This window comes from Sinorhizobium sp. 7-81 (genome assembly GCF_030124405.1).
Classification (GTDB): domain Bacteria; phylum Pseudomonadota; class Alphaproteobacteria; order Rhizobiales; family Rhizobiaceae; genus Sinorhizobium; species Sinorhizobium psoraleae.
Window position 1 is genome coordinate 185,507 of record NZ_JASKLT010000006.1, and the last position, 17,922, is coordinate 203,428.

Annotated in this window: 16 protein-coding genes; 7 read left to right on the forward strand and 9 right to left on the reverse strand. The window is 61.5% G+C overall.

Annotated elements, in window-relative coordinates; all coding sequences use genetic code 11:
* Positions 1-25: 25 nt before the first annotated feature.
* A complete protein-coding gene (gene dhaK / locus QN224_RS20775) occupies positions 26-1,021 on the forward strand; it encodes a dihydroxyacetone kinase subunit DhaK (protein ID WP_283978188.1) in 996 nt (331 codons plus the stop codon).
* An 18-nt stretch (positions 1,022-1,039) separates the two neighbouring features.
* Here the strand turns inward: dhaK and QN224_RS20780 are convergent, their stop codons facing one another.
* Both QN224_RS20780 and QN224_RS20785 read right to left on the reverse strand, forming a co-directional pair.
* On the reverse strand, positions 1,040-1,405 hold the full coding sequence (locus QN224_RS20780) for a response regulator (protein WP_173513522.1): 366 nt from the start codon (positions 1,403-1,405) through the stop codon (positions 1,040-1,042).
* Positions 1,402-4,695, reverse strand: a complete 3,294-nt coding sequence (locus QN224_RS20785) for a PAS domain S-box protein (protein ID WP_283978189.1) — start codon at positions 4,693-4,695, stop codon at positions 1,402-1,404. The genes QN224_RS20780 and QN224_RS20785 overlap by 4 nt, the downstream gene beginning before the upstream one ends.
* Positions 4,696-4,894: 199 nt before the next feature.
* Between QN224_RS20785 and QN224_RS20790 the strand changes: the two genes are divergently transcribed.
* Positions 4,895-6,292, forward strand: coding sequence for a family 16 glycosylhydrolase (locus tag QN224_RS20790; RefSeq protein ID WP_283978190.1), 1,398 nt, complete (start codon positions 4,895-4,897; stop codon positions 6,290-6,292).
* 59 nt (positions 6,293-6,351) lie between these two features.
* Here the strand turns inward: QN224_RS20790 and QN224_RS20795 are convergent, their stop codons facing one another.
* Both QN224_RS20795 and QN224_RS20800 read right to left on the reverse strand, forming a co-directional pair.
* Entirely contained in the window at positions 6,352-7,341 is a 990-nt protein-coding gene (locus tag QN224_RS20795; protein ID WP_173513524.1) for a sugar-binding protein, read from the reverse strand.
* A gap of 48 nt (positions 7,342-7,389) precedes the next feature.
* Positions 7,390-8,370 (reverse strand): NAD(P)-dependent oxidoreductase, encoded by a 981-nt coding sequence (locus tag QN224_RS20800; RefSeq protein ID WP_283978191.1) that lies wholly within the window; start codon positions 8,368-8,370, stop codon positions 7,390-7,392.
* Positions 8,371-8,627: 257 nt separating this feature from the next.
* On the opposite strand from QN224_RS20800, the gene QN224_RS20805 reads away from it, so the two are divergent.
* Positions 8,628-9,368 carry an ATP-binding cassette domain-containing protein gene (locus tag QN224_RS20805; protein ID WP_173513526.1) on the forward strand — a complete coding sequence of 247 codons (741 nt, stop codon included), beginning with the start codon at positions 8,628-8,630 and terminating at the stop codon, positions 9,366-9,368.
* Between the two features lie 64 nt (positions 9,369-9,432).
* Positions 9,433-10,431 (forward strand): ABC transporter permease, encoded by a 999-nt coding sequence (locus QN224_RS20810; protein ID WP_173513527.1) that lies wholly within the window; start codon positions 9,433-9,435, stop codon positions 10,429-10,431.
* A gap of 12 nt (positions 10,432-10,443) precedes the next feature.
* On the opposite strand, the gene QN224_RS20815 is transcribed toward QN224_RS20810, so the two are convergent.
* Positions 10,444-11,688 (reverse strand): S41 family peptidase, encoded by a 1,245-nt coding sequence (locus QN224_RS20815; RefSeq protein ID WP_283978192.1) that lies wholly within the window; start codon positions 11,686-11,688, stop codon positions 10,444-10,446.
* A 222-nt stretch (positions 11,689-11,910) separates the two neighbouring features.
* Between QN224_RS20815 and QN224_RS20820 the strand changes: the two genes are divergently transcribed.
* Positions 11,911-12,396 (forward strand): DUF1772 domain-containing protein, encoded by a 486-nt coding sequence (locus QN224_RS20820; RefSeq protein WP_283978193.1) that lies wholly within the window; start codon positions 11,911-11,913, stop codon positions 12,394-12,396.
* A gap of 11 nt (positions 12,397-12,407) precedes the next feature.
* Here the strand turns inward: QN224_RS20820 and QN224_RS20825 are convergent, their stop codons facing one another.
* The 4 genes from QN224_RS20825 to QN224_RS20840 all read right to left on the reverse strand — a co-directional run bounded on the left by QN224_RS20825 (position 12,408) and on the right by QN224_RS20840 (position 15,799).
* Positions 12,408-12,908 carry a DUF1772 domain-containing protein gene (locus QN224_RS20825; RefSeq protein WP_283978194.1) on the reverse strand — a complete coding sequence of 167 codons (501 nt, stop codon included), beginning with the start codon at positions 12,906-12,908 and terminating at the stop codon, positions 12,408-12,410.
* 77 nt (positions 12,909-12,985) lie between these two features.
* A complete protein-coding gene (locus QN224_RS20830; protein WP_173513529.1) occupies positions 12,986-14,116 on the reverse strand; it encodes a site-2 protease family protein in 1,131 nt (376 codons plus the stop codon).
* Positions 14,117-14,280: 164 nt separating this feature from the next.
* Positions 14,281-14,583, reverse strand: a complete 303-nt coding sequence (locus QN224_RS20835) for a hypothetical protein (protein ID WP_173513530.1) — start codon at positions 14,581-14,583, stop codon at positions 14,281-14,283.
* A gap of 178 nt (positions 14,584-14,761) precedes the next feature.
* Positions 14,762-15,799, reverse strand: coding sequence for a substrate-binding domain-containing protein (locus tag QN224_RS20840; protein WP_173513531.1), 1,038 nt, complete (start codon positions 15,797-15,799; stop codon positions 14,762-14,764).
* Between the two features lie 136 nt (positions 15,800-15,935).
* On the opposite strand from QN224_RS20840, the gene QN224_RS20845 reads away from it, so the two are divergent.
* Both QN224_RS20845 and QN224_RS20850 read left to right on the forward strand, forming a co-directional pair.
* Positions 15,936-16,964, forward strand: coding sequence for a Gfo/Idh/MocA family protein (locus QN224_RS20845; RefSeq protein ID WP_173513532.1), 1,029 nt, complete (start codon positions 15,936-15,938; stop codon positions 16,962-16,964).
* 12 nt (positions 16,965-16,976) lie between these two features.
* A complete protein-coding gene (locus tag QN224_RS20850; protein ID WP_283978195.1) occupies positions 16,977-17,879 on the forward strand; it encodes a sugar phosphate isomerase/epimerase in 903 nt (300 codons plus the stop codon).
* Positions 17,880-17,922 lie beyond the last annotated feature (43 nt).

The window sequence follows — 17,922 nt, forward strand, 5'->3', positions numbered from 1 at the left end:
GGGACGGGCGCCGTTGGAGGGCACGATGAAGAAGTTCATGAATAGCGCCGAGACGCTCGTTGCCGAGAGCCTGGCGGGCTTCGTCGCGGCTCATGAGCGCCTGGTGGCTTTTGGCGCCGACGGCAAGTTCGTCCGACGCCGGACTCTTCGTCCCGGCAAGGTCGCTGTCATTTCAGGAGGCGGGGCGGGGCACGAGCCGATGCATGTCGGCTTCGTTGGACCGGGCATGCTTGATGCCGCATGCACGGGCCATGTCTTCACGTCGCCGACGCCCGATCAGATCGTCTCGGCGATCCGCGAAACGGACGGCGGCGCCGGATGCCTGCTGGTCGTCAAGAATTACGATGGCGACGTCATGAATTTCGAGATGGCGGCAGAGCTCGCCGCTGCCGATCACCAGGTTGCCACTGTGATCGTCCGCGACGATATCAATCCGGACGGATTCCGTCGCAGCCAGGGCAGGAGAGGGGTCGCCGGAACCCTCGTCGTCGAAAAATTGCTCGGCGCAGCGGCGGAGGCGGGCTGGCCGCTCGATGATCTCAAGCGGCTCGGCGAGGACCTGGACGGGCGCATCCGCACGATGGGGGTCTCGTTGCGCGGCGTTAGGGTGCCCGACACTCAACGCGAAACCTTCGCGCTCGCGGAAGATGAAATGGAAATGGGCGTCGGCATTCACGGAGAACCGGGGCGTGCGCGCGCCAAGTTCGCGACGGCAACCGAGATCGTCGCGATGATCCTGGAGGCGATCAGGTTGGATCTTTCACCGGACAGGAACGACCGCCTTCTGCTTTTCGTCAACGGCTTTGGCGGCACACCGGTGTCGGAGCTCTATCTTGCGTACAATATCGCTCGGTCGCTCTGCGCCGATTTTGGCCTGGCTGTGGCCAGATCGCTGGTCGGGACCTACGTGACGTCGCTGGACATGGCCGGGCTTTCGGTGACGATTGCGCGCCTCGACGGGCGTGAGCTGTCGCTTTGGGACGCTCCCGTCGATACGGCTGCGCTACGCTGGGGGCCGTAGTTGCGGCATGGCGGCGGGTCACTTCGCAGCCAAAAGGTTTTCAACCTGCCTGATCAATTCAGGGCCGTTGAACGGTTTTGCCAGGCGAGGCAAGGCGCGAAACCGCTCCGGCAGATCCGACGCCGTATAGCCCGTCAGCAGCAGGACGGGCACCCCGCGGGCCAGCAACTCATCAACAAGCGGATAGACGAACTCGCCGCGCAAATTCAGGTCCAGTGTGGCGATTTCGAAGTTCTGTTCGCGTGAAGCATCGATCGATCCCTGTAGCGTCGTGAACGGGCCCACGACGACGTAGCCGGCCGCGATGAGGTCATCCTCGATCTGCAATGCCACCAGAAATTCGTCTTCGACGACGAAGACCCGGCATCCCTCGGCTCCAGTCATTCGGTTCCCCCGGGATAGGGCACGTCGATCGCGCAGTTCAGGCCCTGCGACGCGAATTCCAGGCGGACATCGCCGCCCAGATCGGAAGCGAGGACACGTTCGAGAAGCAAACGGCCAAAGCCGTTTCGGGTCGGCACCGAGACGGAAGGACCTCCCGTCTCAATCCAGCGGATGCGAAGCCGCTTCTCCGTCGGATCGACGACCCAATCAACGCTTACGCGGCCGGCCTTCACGGACAGCGCCCCATGCTTGGCCGCGTTGGTGGCGAGCTCATGTGCTGCCATACCAAGCGTAAGAGCATGTTTGGGCGGCAGCGTCGTTGGCGGACCATCGAGAGAGATGTTGTCCACGTTCTCGTTTCGATAGGGAGCCAGCTCGTCGGAGAATATGGTTTGAAGAGAGACGCCCGACCATCGCGATTCCGCAAGTCGGGTATGCGTCTGTGCCAGCGCCCGGATGCGTGCATCGAACGACCGCTGCGCATCATGCGCATCGGGGTTCGTCGAGAAGGATTGCCGCGCGATAGAGTTGACGGTGGCCAGCGTATTCTTTACGCGGTGGCTGAGTTCGGCAACAAGAAGGTCCCTCTGCGCCTCGGCTTCCTTCCGCTCCGTGATGTCCATGCAAATGCCGGCCAGACGCTCGCCCGTGCCGCCGTCTGCGGGCGAGAACCGGCCGAAAGCCTCCATCCAGCGTATCGTACCGTCCGCGAGGAGAATGCGGTAGGCGACATGGTAGTCCTCCCGCGTCTCCAGCGCCTTCTCTATCGCCTGCTCGACGGCCGCAAGATCGGCGGGATGAATATCGCGCTTGAAGGCGGCGAATGTCCCTTCGAATGTTCCAGGATCGACCCGGTGAAGCTTCTCGAGGCCGGGTGACCAGATTACCCTGCCGGTCTGCAAATCCCACTCCCAGGCGCCCATCCGCCCGGCATCCAAGGCCATCTTCAGCCGACGCTCGCTTTCCAGCAGCGCTTCCTCTGCCTGTTTGCGCTCGGTAATGTCGACGAAGGCGGCCACGGCGCCGGTCTGTTCCCCGAGCGGGTTGCGCAAGGGGGTGGCGTTGCCGAGCAGATGGCGCGAGGTGCCGTCATCGAAGCGGATCTCCTCTTCGAAGTTTTCGACCTCTTCTCCGCGCGCCGCGCGCTGCACGGGCATTTCATCGGGCGACAGCATCCTGCCCCCCGAAAAAATCCGGAAATGAGAGGGCTGTTCATCAGGCGGGGCCGAAAACGAGAGGTTCGAATCCGGCGGCAGGTGCAGAAGGTCGTATGCACTTTTGTTCCCGTCGATGACACGGCAGTCAGACGTTCGTGTTATCCAAATGGGGGTCGGCACGGCTTCCATGATGGCCTGCAGTTCGGCTGCGCGAGCCCTTTCGTTGGCTTCGTTGCGTCGCAGCTGCTCTTCCGCGAGCTGCCTCGCCCTTTCGGCTCGGATGCGCTGGATGCTGAAGCCGAGCTGTCGCGCGATCGTCAGCGCGAGGCTGATTTCCGTTTCAACGAACACATGCGGCCTGTCGTAATAGGCCATGAACTTTCCGACAAGCCTTCCCTCCGTAATCAAGGGAATGAACCCGAGCGCGGCAATGCCTTCCGATGCAATTGTCGCCCTGAGTTCGTCGGAAAGCTCGGCTCTCGTGACGTCTTCAACGAAGATGGGGTCCGGATCCTGCGCTTCCGGGGTCCACGGAGAATGTCCTTCGACGGCGCGACGGTAGTGGTCGGACAATCCCCGCCAGGCGACGAAGCGCATTCTGTCGGACTGGTCGAACAAAAGAATCGACGCGCGACTGCAATTGAGTGCCGCGCGAATGGCATCCAACGCCGCGTCGTAGACCTCTTCGATCCCCTTGGCGCGATGAAGCTGTTCAGTGAGTTGATAGAGCGAAGCCTGCTCGCGCAGGCGCTTTTCCATCGTCTCTTCGGCTTGCTTTCGTTCCGTGATGTTGCGGGCGATCTTCGATGCGCCGATTACGCGGCCTGTGGCATTACGAACGGGCGAAACGGTGAGCGAGATGTCGACAAGGCTCCCATCCTTGCGCTGACGCTTCGTTTCGTAGTGATCGACACGCGCGCCACTGCGGATACGCTCAAGGATCCGAGGCTCCTCGTTTTCGTGGCCCGGCGGCATGAGAATGGTGATTGGTTTCCCGATCACTTCATCCGCGGTGTACCCGAACAGACGTTCGGCGCCGTTGTTCCAACTGGTGATAATGCTGTTCAGATCCTTGCTGATGATGGCATCGTCGGAGGACTCGACGATCGCTGCGAGATACCGCGAATCCTGTTCGGCCCGTCGATGGCTCTCGGCTTCGCGCTGGCTGACGAGCAGCAGATGGGCGTTGTCGATCGCGATTGCAGCGTGCGCGGCGAGGGCCTCGACGGCATCCTCGGACTCCGTTGAAAACACCCCCGGTTCGTCATGCCCGAGAAACAGCCCGCCCAGCACGTCGCCAGACCGGGAAATGACCGGGACGGCCAGGTAGCTGACGATCGGGAGATGGCCCGGTGGCATCCCGAGGTGAGGCTTGCTCAGACCGTACTGCGGATGTTTGCGGATATCGTCGCTCCTCACGACACCGTGGCCGCGGAAGGTCGCGGCAAAAAGGGCCGTATTGCGTGGTAGCCCCAACCGTTCGAATGCTGCGCGCGGTGCGCCGGATAACGTGTAAAGCTGGAAATGCTCGCCGGCTTCATCGGTGACACGGTAAAAGAACGCGCCATATTTCGCGCCGCTCAGCTTTGTAGCGCTGTCCGTGACGGTTTGGATGATGTGTTCCAGATCGAGGTCGCTGGAGAGCGTTTTAGCGATGCGGCCGAGTGCTTCCAGCCGCTCGGTCTTCGTGCGCAGAATAGTTTCGGAGCCTTTGCGTTCGCTGATGTCGACCAGAAGATTGATTGCGCCCGTCAACGTTCCCGACTTGTCAAAGATCGGTGTCGGATACGGAAGGACCGGAATCATCGTTCCATCCGGCCGTACGACAACAAGCTCGTGTCCCCTGATCGCCCGCCCTTCCTTCAGCGTCTGGGCCATCGGACATTGATCATGCGGGAGATTTGAGCCGTCGGTGCGACGCAGTTCCCAACTGATGCACCAACGGTCCTTGCCGAGTCTGGGTTCTCGTCCGGCGAAATCGGCGGCCGCCTGGTTGAAATAGGTGATGATGCCCTCTCGGTCCGTGGCGTAGACAGGCATCGGCAGTGCGTCCAGCACCGCCCGAAAATCCGGCGAATCCAAAGTGCCGATCTTGCTCTCCAAACTTTTCGGCAGAGCCTCCGCGCTGCTCATAGGTCCCTCCGCAAGCGCTCGCTGACCCCCAGAAACGCGGCGCGAGCAGGTTTGTTCCGGATCGGCAGTCATCAGCTTGCCGAACCCCCAAGGTCACACGGTAGATCCTCGGCGAACCCGATGTTAGGTTCCCCCGCGGGTGGAGTGACGACTGTCAGGACCCGTGGAGGAGATCGACCAACAAACCGGAGACGTTTTTATGAGCAGAACTGTGCTGAACGCCGTGGGCAAGACGCTGTATTACAGCGGAAACTCAACGGCGTGGTTTTCCGCCACCGGATCGGGACCCACACTCTACGGGACGTCCGGCAACGATTCCATGTGGGGCGACAGTTCCGTCAATGTCACCATGATCGGCGGCAGAGGCGACGACATTTATTATCTCTATTCCGGGATCAATCGCGCCTACGAGGCAGCCGGCGAGGGTGTCGATACGATCAACACCTGGATGAGCTACACGCTCCCGGACAATTTCGAGAACCTGACCGTTACCGGCAATGGACGGTTTGCTCTCGGCAACGATGCCGACAACATCATTACCGGCGGTTCCGGCAGCCAGACGCTCGATGGCGGTGCCGGCAACGACGTGTTGCGAGGCGCGGGCGGCGCCGATGTCTTTGCCTTTACGCGCGGCAACGGCAGCGACCTTATCACCGATTTCAATTTCGACGATATCGTCCGCCTCGAGGGCTATGGATTTACGTCCTTTGCCCAGGTCCAGGCCAATCTCAGGCAGGAAGGCGCCAATTTGCGGCTCAGCCTCGCCGACGGCGAGAGCCTGGTTTTCGCCAACACTACCGCCGACCAATTGCAGGCGAACCAGTTCAGACTGAGCCTCGATCGCTCCGTGCTGACGCAGACCTTCTCGGACGAGTTCAACACGCTTCAGCTTCGCAGCGGCTCGAGCGGCGTCTGGGACGCGAAATTCTGGTGGGCTCCCGATAAAGGAGCGACGCTCTCCGAGAACGGCGAGCTTCAATGGTATATCAATCCGGCCTATCAGCCGACCGCCGCGGCCAAACCGTTTTCGGTCAACAACGGCGTCCTGACGATCACGGCAGCACCGGCGTCCCCGGCCATCCAGGCCGAAATCAACGGCTATGACTACACCTCGGGCATGCTGACGACCTACTCGTCCTTTGCCCAGACCTACGGCTATTTCGAGATCCGCGCGGACATGCCGGACGACCAGGGCGTTTGGCCGGCCTTCTGGCTCCTCCCGGCCGATGGTTCCTGGCCACCGGAATTGGATGTCGTGGAAATGCGCGGGCAGGATGCGAACACCGTCATCGCTACCGTCCATTCCAACGAAACCGGCTCGCAGACCAGCATTGCCAGCGCCGTCAAGGTTGCCGATACCAGCGGATTTCACAAGTACGGAGTGCTTTGGACGGAAGAGGAGATCGTCTGGTACTTCGATGACGCCGCGATCGCGCGTGCCGACACCCCCTCGGACATGCACGACCCGATGTACATGCTCGTGAATCTCGCCGTCGGGGGCATTGCCGGCACGCCGACCGATGGCCTCGTCGACGGGGCCGAAATGAAGATCGACTATATCAGGGCCTATTCGCTCGACCCCGACTGGCAGATCTGAGCGGCAGAGCCGCATGGGCGGAGACCGGCATGAAAAGCCGCCGGCCTCCGCCGGATGCCCTACTTCTGAATGCAGGTGTCGACGGTATCCTTGGTGCATTCGTCGAGACCGGTGAAGACCGGATCCTCGACCGGCTTGCCGGCGATGAGGTCCAGCATCACCGATGGCGCCTTGTAGCCCATTTCGAAAGGCCGTTGCCCGACAAGGGCCGTCACCAGGCCCTCGCGGGCGATCGCGACTTCCTCGCCAATGGTGTCGGCGGCGCCAATGACGAACTCGTTCTTGGCGATCTTGTCGGCCATCGGCTTGAAGAGGTCACGATAGGGTTGCGGCGCGCCGAACAACGGCCAACCACCCATGATGCCGAAGGCGTCGAGGTCCGGATTGGCTGCAAGGATATCGGTCATCGCCTGGACGCCCCTGGCGCCGTCGTCATTGGTGAAGACCGGGCAGCCGGCGACTTCGGTCCAGCCGCCTTCGCCCTTCAGTTCTGTAAGCCCCTTCTGTCCGGTCAGCGCGTCCCGCATGCCCTGGGCGCGGCGCAGAATGTTGTCGGCGCCCGGGTTGCCTTCAATCGTGCAGATCTTCCCGCCGTTCGGCTTGGCCTTCTTGATGTACTCGCCGATGCGTGCGCCCATCAGGTAGTTGTCGGTCCCTAAATAGGTCTTGCGTAGCGCCGAATCCTCCTCGGCGAGGTCGGCATCAAGCGTCATCACCGGAACCGACGGGTTGGCGGTTTTCAGTGTCTGGGCGATCAGCTTGGCGTTGGAGGGCGAGATGGCGATGGCGGCCGTTTCGGCCTTGCCCAACATATCCTGGACGATCTGCGCCTCGCCGGCTTCGTCCGACGTCGATGCCGGACCGGTGTAGAAGCACTCATATTCCGAATCCGGGTTTTCCTTGTTCCACTTCTGGCAACCCTGGTTGATCGCCTCAAAGAATGGGTTGTCGAGGCCCTTCACGACGATGACGAGCTGTTTCTTCTGGGCCATGGCCGTTCCGGCGCTGAGTGCCAAGACGGCAACGGCAAGCAATAGTGCCTTCCTCATTCCTTCCTCCCTTGAAACAAACGGACACCCATGTGCCCGCCACACAGATCAACCCGGATACCAGACGATGCGCGGGTCATCCCGTGAGCGCTCGTACTGCCAAGCCGAATCGATAAGCCTTTCCATGTCGTAGTCGGGTCGCCAGTCCAGCAGGTACTTCGCCTTGCTGTTGTCCATCCAGTTCGAGTGAAACTGGCTTGGGATGTCGACGCAAGCGAGGCTGCGGGTGTGGGCGAGATAGGCGGCGACCTCGCCGTAGTCGACGGGCCTATCCATCGAGATATTGAAGAGCTGGCGCATCGCGCGTGGATTGTCGATCGCCGCCAATATGGCGGAGACCAGATCATCGACATGCACGAAATTGCGTTTCAGTGGCCGCCCGTCGGCATCGCGTATGAGTGGTACGGTGCCGTCTTCGGCATAGCGCTTCGCATCGGCTTCGGGAACCAGGTTCTTCCACACCGGGCCGCCGAACACGTCGTCGCCGAAGGACAGCGTGTACTTGAAGTCGTCCTTTTCCATGATCCACGGCGCGCGAAGGCAGCAGCCGTTGAGGCGGTATTGAATGCCGAACTGCTCCAGCATCACCTCTTCCAGCACCTTCGACAGCGCGTAGCACCCGGGATACGCCTGATGGGGTGCCTTCTCGGTAATCGGCCCGTCGTGACGGTAATAGAAATGGCCGATCCCGGCGTCGCCGCCAATGAGGATGAACTGGCGCGCCGCGGCGCTTGTCCGGAATTCCTCAAGCAGCCAGAACAGCCCCTTGACCGTGACGTCGATGATGTCCTCGGGCGTTTCCTTGCAGGTGGCGAGATGCACTACATGGGTGACGTCGGCGAGTGCTTTTGCCACGACGTGCCGATCGGCAATCGATCCGCGCAACACCTCGACTCTTTCGGTTTCCGGGCACAGACGATTGTGGCAAAGCGCACGGATGCGCGCCTTGGAAAATCGCGGATCGTCAAGCAGCCCAGCGATGAAGTGCCGCCCGACCTTGCCCGTTGCACCGGTAACAAGGATCAGCATGCTCTTGCTCCCCTTTCTACAGCTAATATCCGCGCGCTTCGCTCGTCAACGAGTATTTGTAATACAAAATGGATTCTTGGCCGGGTGGAGCGAATGAATCGCGGGACAATCGATTGACGCTATCGTAAGGTTTTGCGTAAATTCGCTTAATCGCACGTCCGGGAAGAAATCGGAAAAGCGAGATCGCGACGGCTCCGGATCCAAGGTGGGGTTTCGGAGCGGCCGCAAGCCTGGAGCTAGCGGGAGGATAGAAGGCCGTGGCGGTCCTCGAACTCGCCAACATTTCCAAACATTTCGGCGCCATCCAGGCGGTCAGTGATATTTCGCTTTCGCTCGAAGCGGGAGAAGTGGTCGGCCTCATGGGCGACAACGGCGCCGGCAAGTCCACATTGGTCAAGATGATCGCCGGCAACTTTCGGCCAAGTCACGGCACGATGCACCTGGACGGCGCGGAGCTCGTGCTTCACCGGCCCGTGGAGGCGCGCCAGCATGGCATCGAGATCGTTCACCAGGATCTGGCGCTCTGCAACAATCTGACGGCCGCGGCGAATGTCTTCCTCGGACGCGAACTGCGGCGCGGCCTCGGCCCGCTGCGGATCCTCGATCACAAGACGATGTACAAGCGCGCCGGCGAAATTTTCAGGGAGCTGAAATCGGAAACGCGACCGCGTGATCTCGTCAAACAGATGTCGGGCGGTCAGCGGCAGGCGGTGGCAATCGCCCGCACCATGCTCTCCGAGGCAAAGATCGTGCTCATGGACGAGCCTACCGCGGCGATTTCGGTTCGGCAGGTGGCGGAAGTTCTGAACCTGATCCGGGAACTGCGCGACCGGGGCATTGCCGTAATCTTGATCAGCCACCGCATGCCGGACGTCTTCGACGTCGCCGACCGTGTCATCGTGATGAGGCGCGGCAGGAAGGTTGCGGACAAGCCGATTGCTGCAAGTTCACCGGAGGAAGTCACCGGGCTCATCACCGGCGCGATCGAACAAGTCTGAACGGGACTACAGCGCCGCGCTTCATCGGACGCGCGGCAGCGGCTAAAAGAAACGAAGGTCGACAATGGCAACGACGCTGGAACGGACCATGGAAGAGAGGCAGCAAACCTGGCCTGCGGCGTTGCTGGCCAGCCAGACTTTCTGGGTGCTGATTGCCGTCATCCTCGCCTGCATATTCCTGTCCTTCGCAACCGACTCCTTTGCGACGGCAAAGAACCTCTACAACATCACCCGCAACGTGACCTTCGTCGCGATCGTCGCCCTCGGAATGACGTTGGTGATCATCACGGGCGGCATCGATCTGTCCGTTGGATCCGTGCTTTGCCTCTGCAGCATGGTTCTGGCCGTGGTCATGCACGCCGGCTACAGCATCGAGGTCGGCATCGCCGCCTCGATCGGGACCGCGCTTCTGATCGGCGCCTTCAACGGCGTCATGATCGCTTATCTGGGATTCCCGCCCTTCGTGATCACGCTCGGCATGCTGTCGATCGCCCGCAGCCTGGCGATGGTCGCGTCCAACAATACCGTCGTCTTTCAGTTCGGTCCCGATCATGACGCGTTGCTGGCGCTCGGCGGCGGTGCATGGTTCTTCGGCATCGCCAACCCAGTGCTCTACATGATCGCGCTGGCGCTCCTCACCGGTTTCGTGCTGCGCTGGACGAAATTCGGCCGTTACGTCTTTGCCATCGGCGGCAATGAACACGCGGCTACACTCACGGGCGTACCGGTCAGAAGGATCAAGGTTACCGTTTATATGATCTCTGCGCTCTCGGCCGGGATCGCCGGTATCATTCAGACCGGCTGGCTCGGCGCCGTCACGACCAACATCGGCGCGGGGATGGAGCTCCAGGTCATTGCGGCTGCCGTCATCGGCGGCGCCAATCTCGCCGGCGGCGTCGGCACGGCGTCCGGGGCATTGATCGGTGCGGCGCTCATCGAAGTGATCCGAAACAGTCTCGGCCTGCTCGGCATCAATGCTTTTTGGCAGGGCACCTTTATCGGCGGGGCCACGGTGCTTGCTGTCCTGTTTGACCGGATACGCAACTTCCGACAGAGCGAATAAGCGCTCCTCGCGTCAACCCTTGAGCAGGATGCGCCGCATCTCCTCCATCGCAGCGTCGAATTGAGCATCCCGTCCTGCCGCATAGGGCAGGCTGAAGATCACCGGGATATCAGGATCGATGCCGCGGCCTTCGAGCCGCAGACCCTCGTCGATGACGGCATCCGAGACTGCCAGTTCCAACAGGCTGTCGTCGGGCAGCAGATAGGCGCGGCCGGCGAGCAGAGCGCCGGCCGTTCGCGTTCCGACCAGAGGGATCCCGTTCGCCTTCAATGCATAGGCGAAGAGTTCCAACCCGCTTCTGGCACCTTCATCGATGATCGCGACCACCGGCCGGCGCCAGCGCACATTGGCCGGGGTCTCCTTGCCATTCCGATTGATCAGCCGGAACGTCGGCGTGTCGCCGACGAAAAGCTCCGCCGCGTCGGGCGGACCGCCACCCCAACGGCCGCGCAGATCGACGATCACACCATCGGCGTCCTTGAGGCGTCCGTTGGAAAGCTCGCGGGCGACAATGTCCAGGCCGTCGGGAGCAGAGAGCGTCCATAGTCGAACGTAACCGATCCGCCTTCCATCATGCTCCGTCACCGTTACGCTGTTCTCAATTGCCTTCTCGAATGTCCGCAGCGGCCTCAGCCGTTCGACCATTACCTTGACGGTGATCGGCGCAGCATCGGCATGCCGCCGCAGCCGCACCTCGACGTTTCGGCCGATCTTGCCTTTAAAGGATCCGATTTCATCATAGGGCGCGCCATCGACCGACAGGACCTCGTCGCCGACCAGAATTCCGGCGCGGTCGGCCGGCGAGCCATCGTAGACGTCGCTGACGAACCGCTGGCCGTCGCCTCGTGCGATCATGCCGATGCCCGCATAGTTAGCGTCGCCCTCCGGGGGGAACAATCGCCGCATGTCGTTGCGAACGGCAAAGCGGAATATGTCGATGAGCTCGTAATAGTCGATGCTATCGCGTTTGAAGCGGGCCGTATGCGAGGCATCGAGGCTGCTGAGGATCGCGTCAACCGCCCTGTCGACCTGCGCCTGTGAACTCTTGGCAGTCACCGGCACGTCTTCTACCGCGCGGCGCACCGTTGCAGCGAACCGGTCAAGCGCCTCCTTATCATGAAAATTGTCGACCACGAGTTGGACGGCGCGGTCGAAGACCGGATGTCCCGACCGTGGTGGGTCAACGCCGAAGGCTTGCCCTGATGTAAGTAGGAGCAAAAGTATGAGAGGGAGGGAGCCGACCGTCCTTGCGCGCATGGGCCGATTTCCGTTTCTGTTTCGACCAGTATCGGCGAAACCGCGGCCGGATTGCGACGTCCGCCAACAACATTCCGTGAGCGCCGTGCCTATGCCGCAACGTTTCGCCGATTATCGCGAGGCGCATTACCGGCCGGTGCCTTCGCGCGAAACAATCGGCTGGCGGAACAACGCACGGATGGGCACTGTTTCGGTAGCCTGTCGCAATGGGAAGGACGGATCATGATTCTGTATCTGACAGCACTTGCTTCGCTTTTGCTCACAGCGCTCAGTCTCGGTCCGTCCTTTGCCCATGTGTTGGAGGCGCCACCGCGGCTGACCGTCTGGTCGCCCGAACTCTGGCGTGAGGCGACGGTCTTCAACGGCCAATTTGAACTGTTTGCCAGAATTGGCGGCCCGCTCGACGTGGCGGCAATATTGATGGCGGGTTTGCTGACTTGTCTCCTTGCGAGGGAGCGGCCCGCCTTCTGGTCTGCCTTGGCGGGCACCTGCCTGTTGGCGCTCGGCCTCATGGCTTGGTTTACAGTCGTTGCGCCGGCCAATGCCGTATTGGCTTCCTGGACGCCGGGTCCCATTCCGGCCGACTTCGCGTCCATCCGATTGCGATGGGAGACGGGACACATGGTCGTTGCGGCAGCAAAACTCTTGGCCTTCGCATCGATAAGCATGGCAGTGTTGGCGCCGCGATTTCCTGCTCGGCACACCTGATCCCGATCAGGCTAGAGCGCGACCGCCATTGCAAGGAGGACCAGGCTGATCAAGCCGAACGCCGCCCGCGCGACATGAGAGAATTCCCACCGGTCACGCAGATACGTCCAATCCCGGGTTGCGGAATCAGCAACATCATGTGAAGCGCCCAGCGAGAAGAAGTCGGCGCTCATACCCTTCAATTTGACGTCCTTAAGCCAAAAATTGTTCACCGGATGCGTCAGGATCCAATAGATCGCCTGCATGGCCAATAGTCCGATGAAGGCGGCGGCAATCAGCCAGAAAGCCAGCGTCAGGGGAGGCGTCAGGAAGAGGAGAACGGCACTGAGCACGAGGCTCGCAGGCTCGGCCGCGCCACCGATGGTGAAGCCGGGATAGTAGATCGGCTGAACGGCGAAATACTGTTCCTTGCCCAATCTGAGCTTGCCTGGCAATTCAAGCGCGTGCGCGAGCGCAAGCGCCATTGCAACAGCCACCACGGTGATCGTCAGAACCTGTAAGGTGAGGAGCATTGCCGAAACCCCATTCGATTTCCGAAGTCGAACGTTTCAGCCCATGTTCGGTTCCGGCGCCAAGTTGCCTGAATGTTTCAAAGATGGGTGTAATCAGACTTGTCCCGGCGCAGGTGGCCAAACCGGAAGCTGCCTGGGGCCGCCGCGCGTACCATCATCATTTCGCCGATCGTCTCATGCGTCATGAGGCCGACGAGATGGTCCGAGCCGTCGACAACTGCAACGGCAGGGGAACTGGCCTGCTGCATCAGCCGCAGGCTCTCCTCGAGGCGCTTGCGATAGTGGATTCTGGGAACGTCACCGCGCATCGCGCTGACAACCGGCGTCTCGGCTCCTCTTTCCTTCAGTGTCCGGATCATGTCATCGCGCGTCAGCAGCCCCTCGAAGCGGCCGGTGGCATCGACCACCGGAAACTCGCGCTGCGTCGTTGCAAGCAGCATCTCGATCGCCTCGTCGATGGTCGCCGACCGGTCAAGCCTTGCGAATTCGGTGACCATGACGTCCGCGATGAGCACGCTCCCGGAAACCGCGCGGATGTGCGCGTTCTGCGCTTCGGCCGTCGCCGCAAGATAGACGAAGATGGCGATGAAGATCAGCAGCGGGTTATAGAACAGCCCTATGAAACCGAAAACGAAGGCGAGACCTTGGCCGATTGCCGCGGCGATCTCGGTCGCCCGCGCCCAGGTGAGGCGCGAGGCGAGGGCGGCGCGCAGCACGCGGCCTCCGTCCATCGGAAAGGCAGGGATCATGTTGAAAAGCACGAGAAAGACGTTGACGCCGGCAAGCCTTGCGAGAAAGCTCCTTCCGGGGTCTTCGACACCTGCCATCTGCTCCATGCCGACCGATCCGCCGAGCGCAAGAAAGATCAGCGCCGCGATCACGACATTGACGAGGGGGCCGGCAATGGCAATTATAAATTCCTCGCGAGGTTCCTCGGGCATGCGTTCGAGACGGGCCACTCCGCCGATCGGCAGCAGCGTGATATCCGGCGTCTTGATTCCGAAATAGCGCGCGGCGGCAATGTGCCCGAACTCGTGCAGCACGACGCAGACGAAGACGGCAATGATGAAGAAGATGCCTTCCCAGGCGGCTGGTGCGCCGCCAATCCGGTAGTGCATCAGCCATATCCAGATGAGCAGGAGTGCGAAGGTGACATGCAGCCGTATGGCCGTGCCGCCAATCGTTCCAATCCTGAGAGACCAACCCATGCGCGTTCCGCTCCTGCGTGCTGCTGCCGGTAAGCGGCCGTCCTCTTCGATGAACTCGCATATCAGGCCGAGGTTCCGACAATCACTATGATAGTCGATCACCTCGGCATCGCCATGGCGAAAGGGCCAACGGCGGCTGACGGTTGGGCCAGTTCAGAGAATTTTCAATAGGCGCGCGGCGGCACGAACAGGCAAATTGTTTTGCTGCGCTCTTCACCGGCGGCGGAGCACCAGTGGTAATAACCGTCCGGCGAGATGCGCACTCGTCCGTCGGTGTAGGGAAGCACTTCTCCGGTGGCTTCGATGATATAGCCTTGCGGGCGTTCGCTTACTGCCGTCTGGGTAATCTGCCGGCAATCGATATTCGAGCAGCAGGAGTTCGGGTATTTCCATCCGCTGGGGGCGTCATGGGCAAAGGCGGTCGTTGACAGTCCGAGAAGGGCAGGGACAAGGAAAATTCCGCGCATTGAAATCTCCTTTCAGGAGGCGGCCGCCAATCCTCCGACGAGGAGACTGGCCGAAGCCGATGATTGACTTACGTGTTCAAACGCCGGAGTTGCGGAAATGATCCGTTAGGGCCATCGGCAGGCTCCAAATCCGATGGATGACGCCAGCCGATCGCGTGCCGCAGGCGTGCCGGGACACTCAGCGCAGGGGGACGCGGAACGTGTCGCTCTCGCCTTCGACAAGCTCCAAGGGCCAGACCTTGTTTGCAGGTGCGTCCGGATAGTGACCCTTGAAGGCGGGCATGGCGGAAAGCAGGGTTTCCGCCAGCGCGATGCCGAGATCACGCAGCGACAGGCGGAAGCAGGTGAGCGGCGGTGAGAGAAAATGCGCGTGCGGGCTGTAGCGCCCGATCACTGCGATGTCGCGCCCCGGCTTGACGCCTGCCTCGGAGAGCGCCTGATAGAAGCCGATCGCGATCGTCTCGTTGATCAGCACGATCGCCGTCGGCGGCTTGTCGAGCGCGAGCAGATCGCGAGCGATCTGGTAGCCACCTGCCTCGTTTGGCGTAGAGCGGAAGATCAGGTTCTCTTCCAGGGGCAGGCCGTGTGCCGCCAGCGCATCGCGGCAGCGATCGACGAAGATATAACCGAGGTTGACGTCGTCATGCGGCCGCGTGACGGCGATGCGGCGATGCCCGCGGGCCACCAGACGATCGATAGCCGCCTGCGCCATGCCCTCGAAATCGAGATCGATCCAGGGCTGGCCGGCATCCGTCAGGCTTCGACCAAGCGTGACGAAGGGAATATTGCGTTCGGCGAGGAATTCGATCCGGGGATCGCGCCTCTGCGTAGACGAAAGGATCAATCCGTCGGCGAAGCCGCGCGCCACGACCCGGCGCAGGTAATCGCTCGGATCCTCCTCCGAGGAGCAGAGCAGGGCGACGAGATCAAGCTTGTGCCTCGCAAAGACGGCCTGCACGCCATCGAAAACGCTCATGAAGAACGTGTCACCCTGGCCGGTAATCTCCGTGCCGGTCTGCATCATGAAGCCGATGATGTTGGTCGTTCCCTGCCTGAGGCTGCGGCCCGACTGGTTCGGGACATAACCCAGTTCGGCGGCTGCCTCGAGCACGCGCTTACGCGTCTCGTCGTTGACGTCAGGCTTGCCGTTGAGTGCCCGCGAGACCGTGCCGATGGAAATATCGAGATGTTGCGCAAGACGCCGAATTCCCTTCATCCCGACCGTGATCCTCCGTCATTCATCCACCGTCTCCGAATCCCTATTGACATGTTTTGGAAACTCCGCATAGTTTCGTAAACGTTTACGGTCGCCAAAACAAGGCGATTTTTCGTAGACTTACGGGAGGAGAAACGTGATTTTGCGCGCAGTTCTGTGCGGGTGCGGAGCTATGGCCAAGGGTTGGCTCAAGGCGATCGCCGCAAACCGCGAACTTCAATCTTCAATCCGCATCGTCGGGCTCGTCGACGTCAACGCCGATGCAGCCCGCGGCCTCGCGGCGGAGTTCGACATCGCGGGTGCGGTCACCGGCTCCGATCTCGACGCGGTCTTGAGCGAAACCAAGCCAGACGTACTCTTCGACATCGTCGTACCGGCCGCCCGCCACGAGGTGGTCTCCATCGGACTCCGGCACGGGTGCCACGTACTGAGCGAAAAGCCGATGGCTACCTCGCTCGCCGCCGGCCGCGAACTGATCCGCCTTGCGGGCGAGGCCGGCAAGGTTCATGCCGTCGTTCAGAACCGACGGTTCATCTCCGGCGTCCGCCGCATCCGGCGCTTCGTCGAAAGCGGCGCGATCGGCGAGCTGACCGGTCTTCATTGTGACTTCTTCATCGGCGCGCATTTCGGCGGTTTCCGCGAAGAGATGGACAACGTTCTGCTCCTGGACATGGCGATCCATACCTTCGACGCCGCGCGCTTCATCGCCGACAAGACGCCGCTTGCAGTCTATTGCCACGAAAGCAATCCCCGCGGGTCCTGGTATGCGCATGGCGCGGCCGCGAATGCCATCTTCGAACTGTCTGATGGCGTGACCTTCACCTATCGAGGCTCATGGTGCGCGGAGGGGGCGAATACGAGTTGGGAAAGCCAGTGGCGGATCATCGGCACCGGGGGCACGCTGCTCTGGGACGGCGCAGAAAGCTTCCGGGCGAACAGGGTCACCGGCAGCGAAGGGTTCCTGCGCGAACTTGTGCCGCTCGAGGTTCCCGAGCCGGTCGATCAGGCGGAAACGCATGGCCACGCCAGCGTGATCGCCGACTTTCTCGCGGCCATCCGGTCCGGCGGAACGCCGGAGACGGCAAGCGACGACAATATCAACAGCCTTGCCATGGTCTTCGCGGCGATCGAGAGCGCCCGCACCCGGCAGCGCGTGACAATCTGAACGAGGTATCTGATGAGCAATCCAGCCAAATCCATCCGCATCGGTACGATGGTCAGCGCCACCAAAGGCGACGCCGCCAAACGCATCGGCCAGATCGCCGACATGGGCTTCGAAAGCTTCGAGCCGTTCTTCTGGCAGACCACGAACGGCCAGGACCTCGCTGAACTCGGGAAGCGTTGCAAGGACGTTATCGGCGATCGCGACATCACGATCTCGACGATTGGCATGTTCGGCAATCCGCTCGAGGAGACCGACATCGACCTGCAGACGCTGCAAGGTTGGAAGGATTGCATCGACAATGCGCATCACTTCGGCGCAACCTGCGTTGCAGGATTTACCGGCCGCATCCGCAATCGGCCACTTACCGACAGCCTGCCGCGCTACCGGAAGATCTGGCGGGAGCTCGCCGCTCGCGCCGCCGACAAGGGCGTGAAGATCGCCTTTGAGAATTGCGCCATGGACGGCAACTGGGCAACCGGCGACTGGAACATCGCCCACAATCCGGATGCCTGGGAACTCATCTTCAACGAGACCCCGGACGACCATATCGGTCTCGAATGGGAACCTTGCCACCAGATGGTCTATCTGATCGACCCTCTGCCGCAGATCCGCAAATGGGCTCAGAAGATCTTCCACGTTCACGGAAAGGACGCGACGATCCGTTGGGACGTGATCCGCGAGCACGGCATCTTCGGCAAGGAGAAGTTCGTCTTCATGCGCACGCCCGGCTTCGGCGACAGCAACTGGACCGACATCATCTCGGAACTGCGCCTTGCCGGCTGGTCCGGTTCGATCGACATCGAAGGCTGGCACGATCCGGTCTATCGCGATGCGCTCGAAATGACCGGCCAGGTCCACGCGCTCAACCACCTGAAAACATGCCGGGGCGGCGATTTCGTCACCGATCCGGTCTGAGGCATGCCTGACCGCCGGCATGGAGGATGCCGGTCGCGGGACA

Coding starts and splice junctions, on each gene's coding strand:
- dhaK (WP_283978188.1), top strand. CDS start 26: ATGAAGAAGTTCATGAATAGCGCCGAGACGCTCGTTGCCGAGAGCCTG.
- QN224_RS20780 (WP_173513522.1), bottom strand. CDS start 1,405: ATGACTGGAGCCGAGGGATGCCGGGTCTTCGTCGTCGAAGACGAATTT.
- QN224_RS20785 (WP_283978189.1), bottom strand. CDS start 4,695: ATGAGCAGCGCGGAGGCTCTGCCGAAAAGTTTGGAGAGCAAGATCGGC.
- QN224_RS20790 (WP_283978190.1), top strand. CDS start 4,895: ATGAGCAGAACTGTGCTGAACGCCGTGGGCAAGACGCTGTATTACAGC.
- QN224_RS20795 (WP_173513524.1), bottom strand. CDS start 7,341: ATGAGGAAGGCACTATTGCTTGCCGTTGCCGTCTTGGCACTCAGCGCC.
- QN224_RS20800 (WP_283978191.1), bottom strand. CDS start 8,370: ATGCTGATCCTTGTTACCGGTGCAACGGGCAAGGTCGGGCGGCACTTC.
- QN224_RS20810 (WP_173513527.1), top strand. CDS start 9,433: ATGGCAACGACGCTGGAACGGACCATGGAAGAGAGGCAGCAAACCTGG.
- QN224_RS20815 (WP_283978192.1), bottom strand. CDS start 11,688: ATGCGCGCAAGGACGGTCGGCTCCCTCCCTCTCATACTTTTGCTCCTA.
- QN224_RS20820 (WP_283978193.1), top strand. CDS start 11,911: ATGATTCTGTATCTGACAGCACTTGCTTCGCTTTTGCTCACAGCGCTC.
- QN224_RS20825 (WP_283978194.1), bottom strand. CDS start 12,908: ATGCTCCTCACCTTACAGGTTCTGACGATCACCGTGGTGGCTGTTGCA.
- QN224_RS20830 (WP_173513529.1), bottom strand. CDS start 14,116: ATGGGTTGGTCTCTCAGGATTGGAACGATTGGCGGCACGGCCATACGG.
- QN224_RS20835 (WP_173513530.1), bottom strand. CDS start 14,583: ATGCGCGGAATTTTCCTTGTCCCTGCCCTTCTCGGACTGTCAACGACC.
- QN224_RS20840 (WP_173513531.1), bottom strand. CDS start 15,799: ATGAAGGGAATTCGGCGTCTTGCGCAACATCTCGATATTTCCATCGGC.
- QN224_RS20850 (WP_283978195.1), top strand. CDS start 16,977: ATGAGCAATCCAGCCAAATCCATCCGCATCGGTACGATGGTCAGCGCC.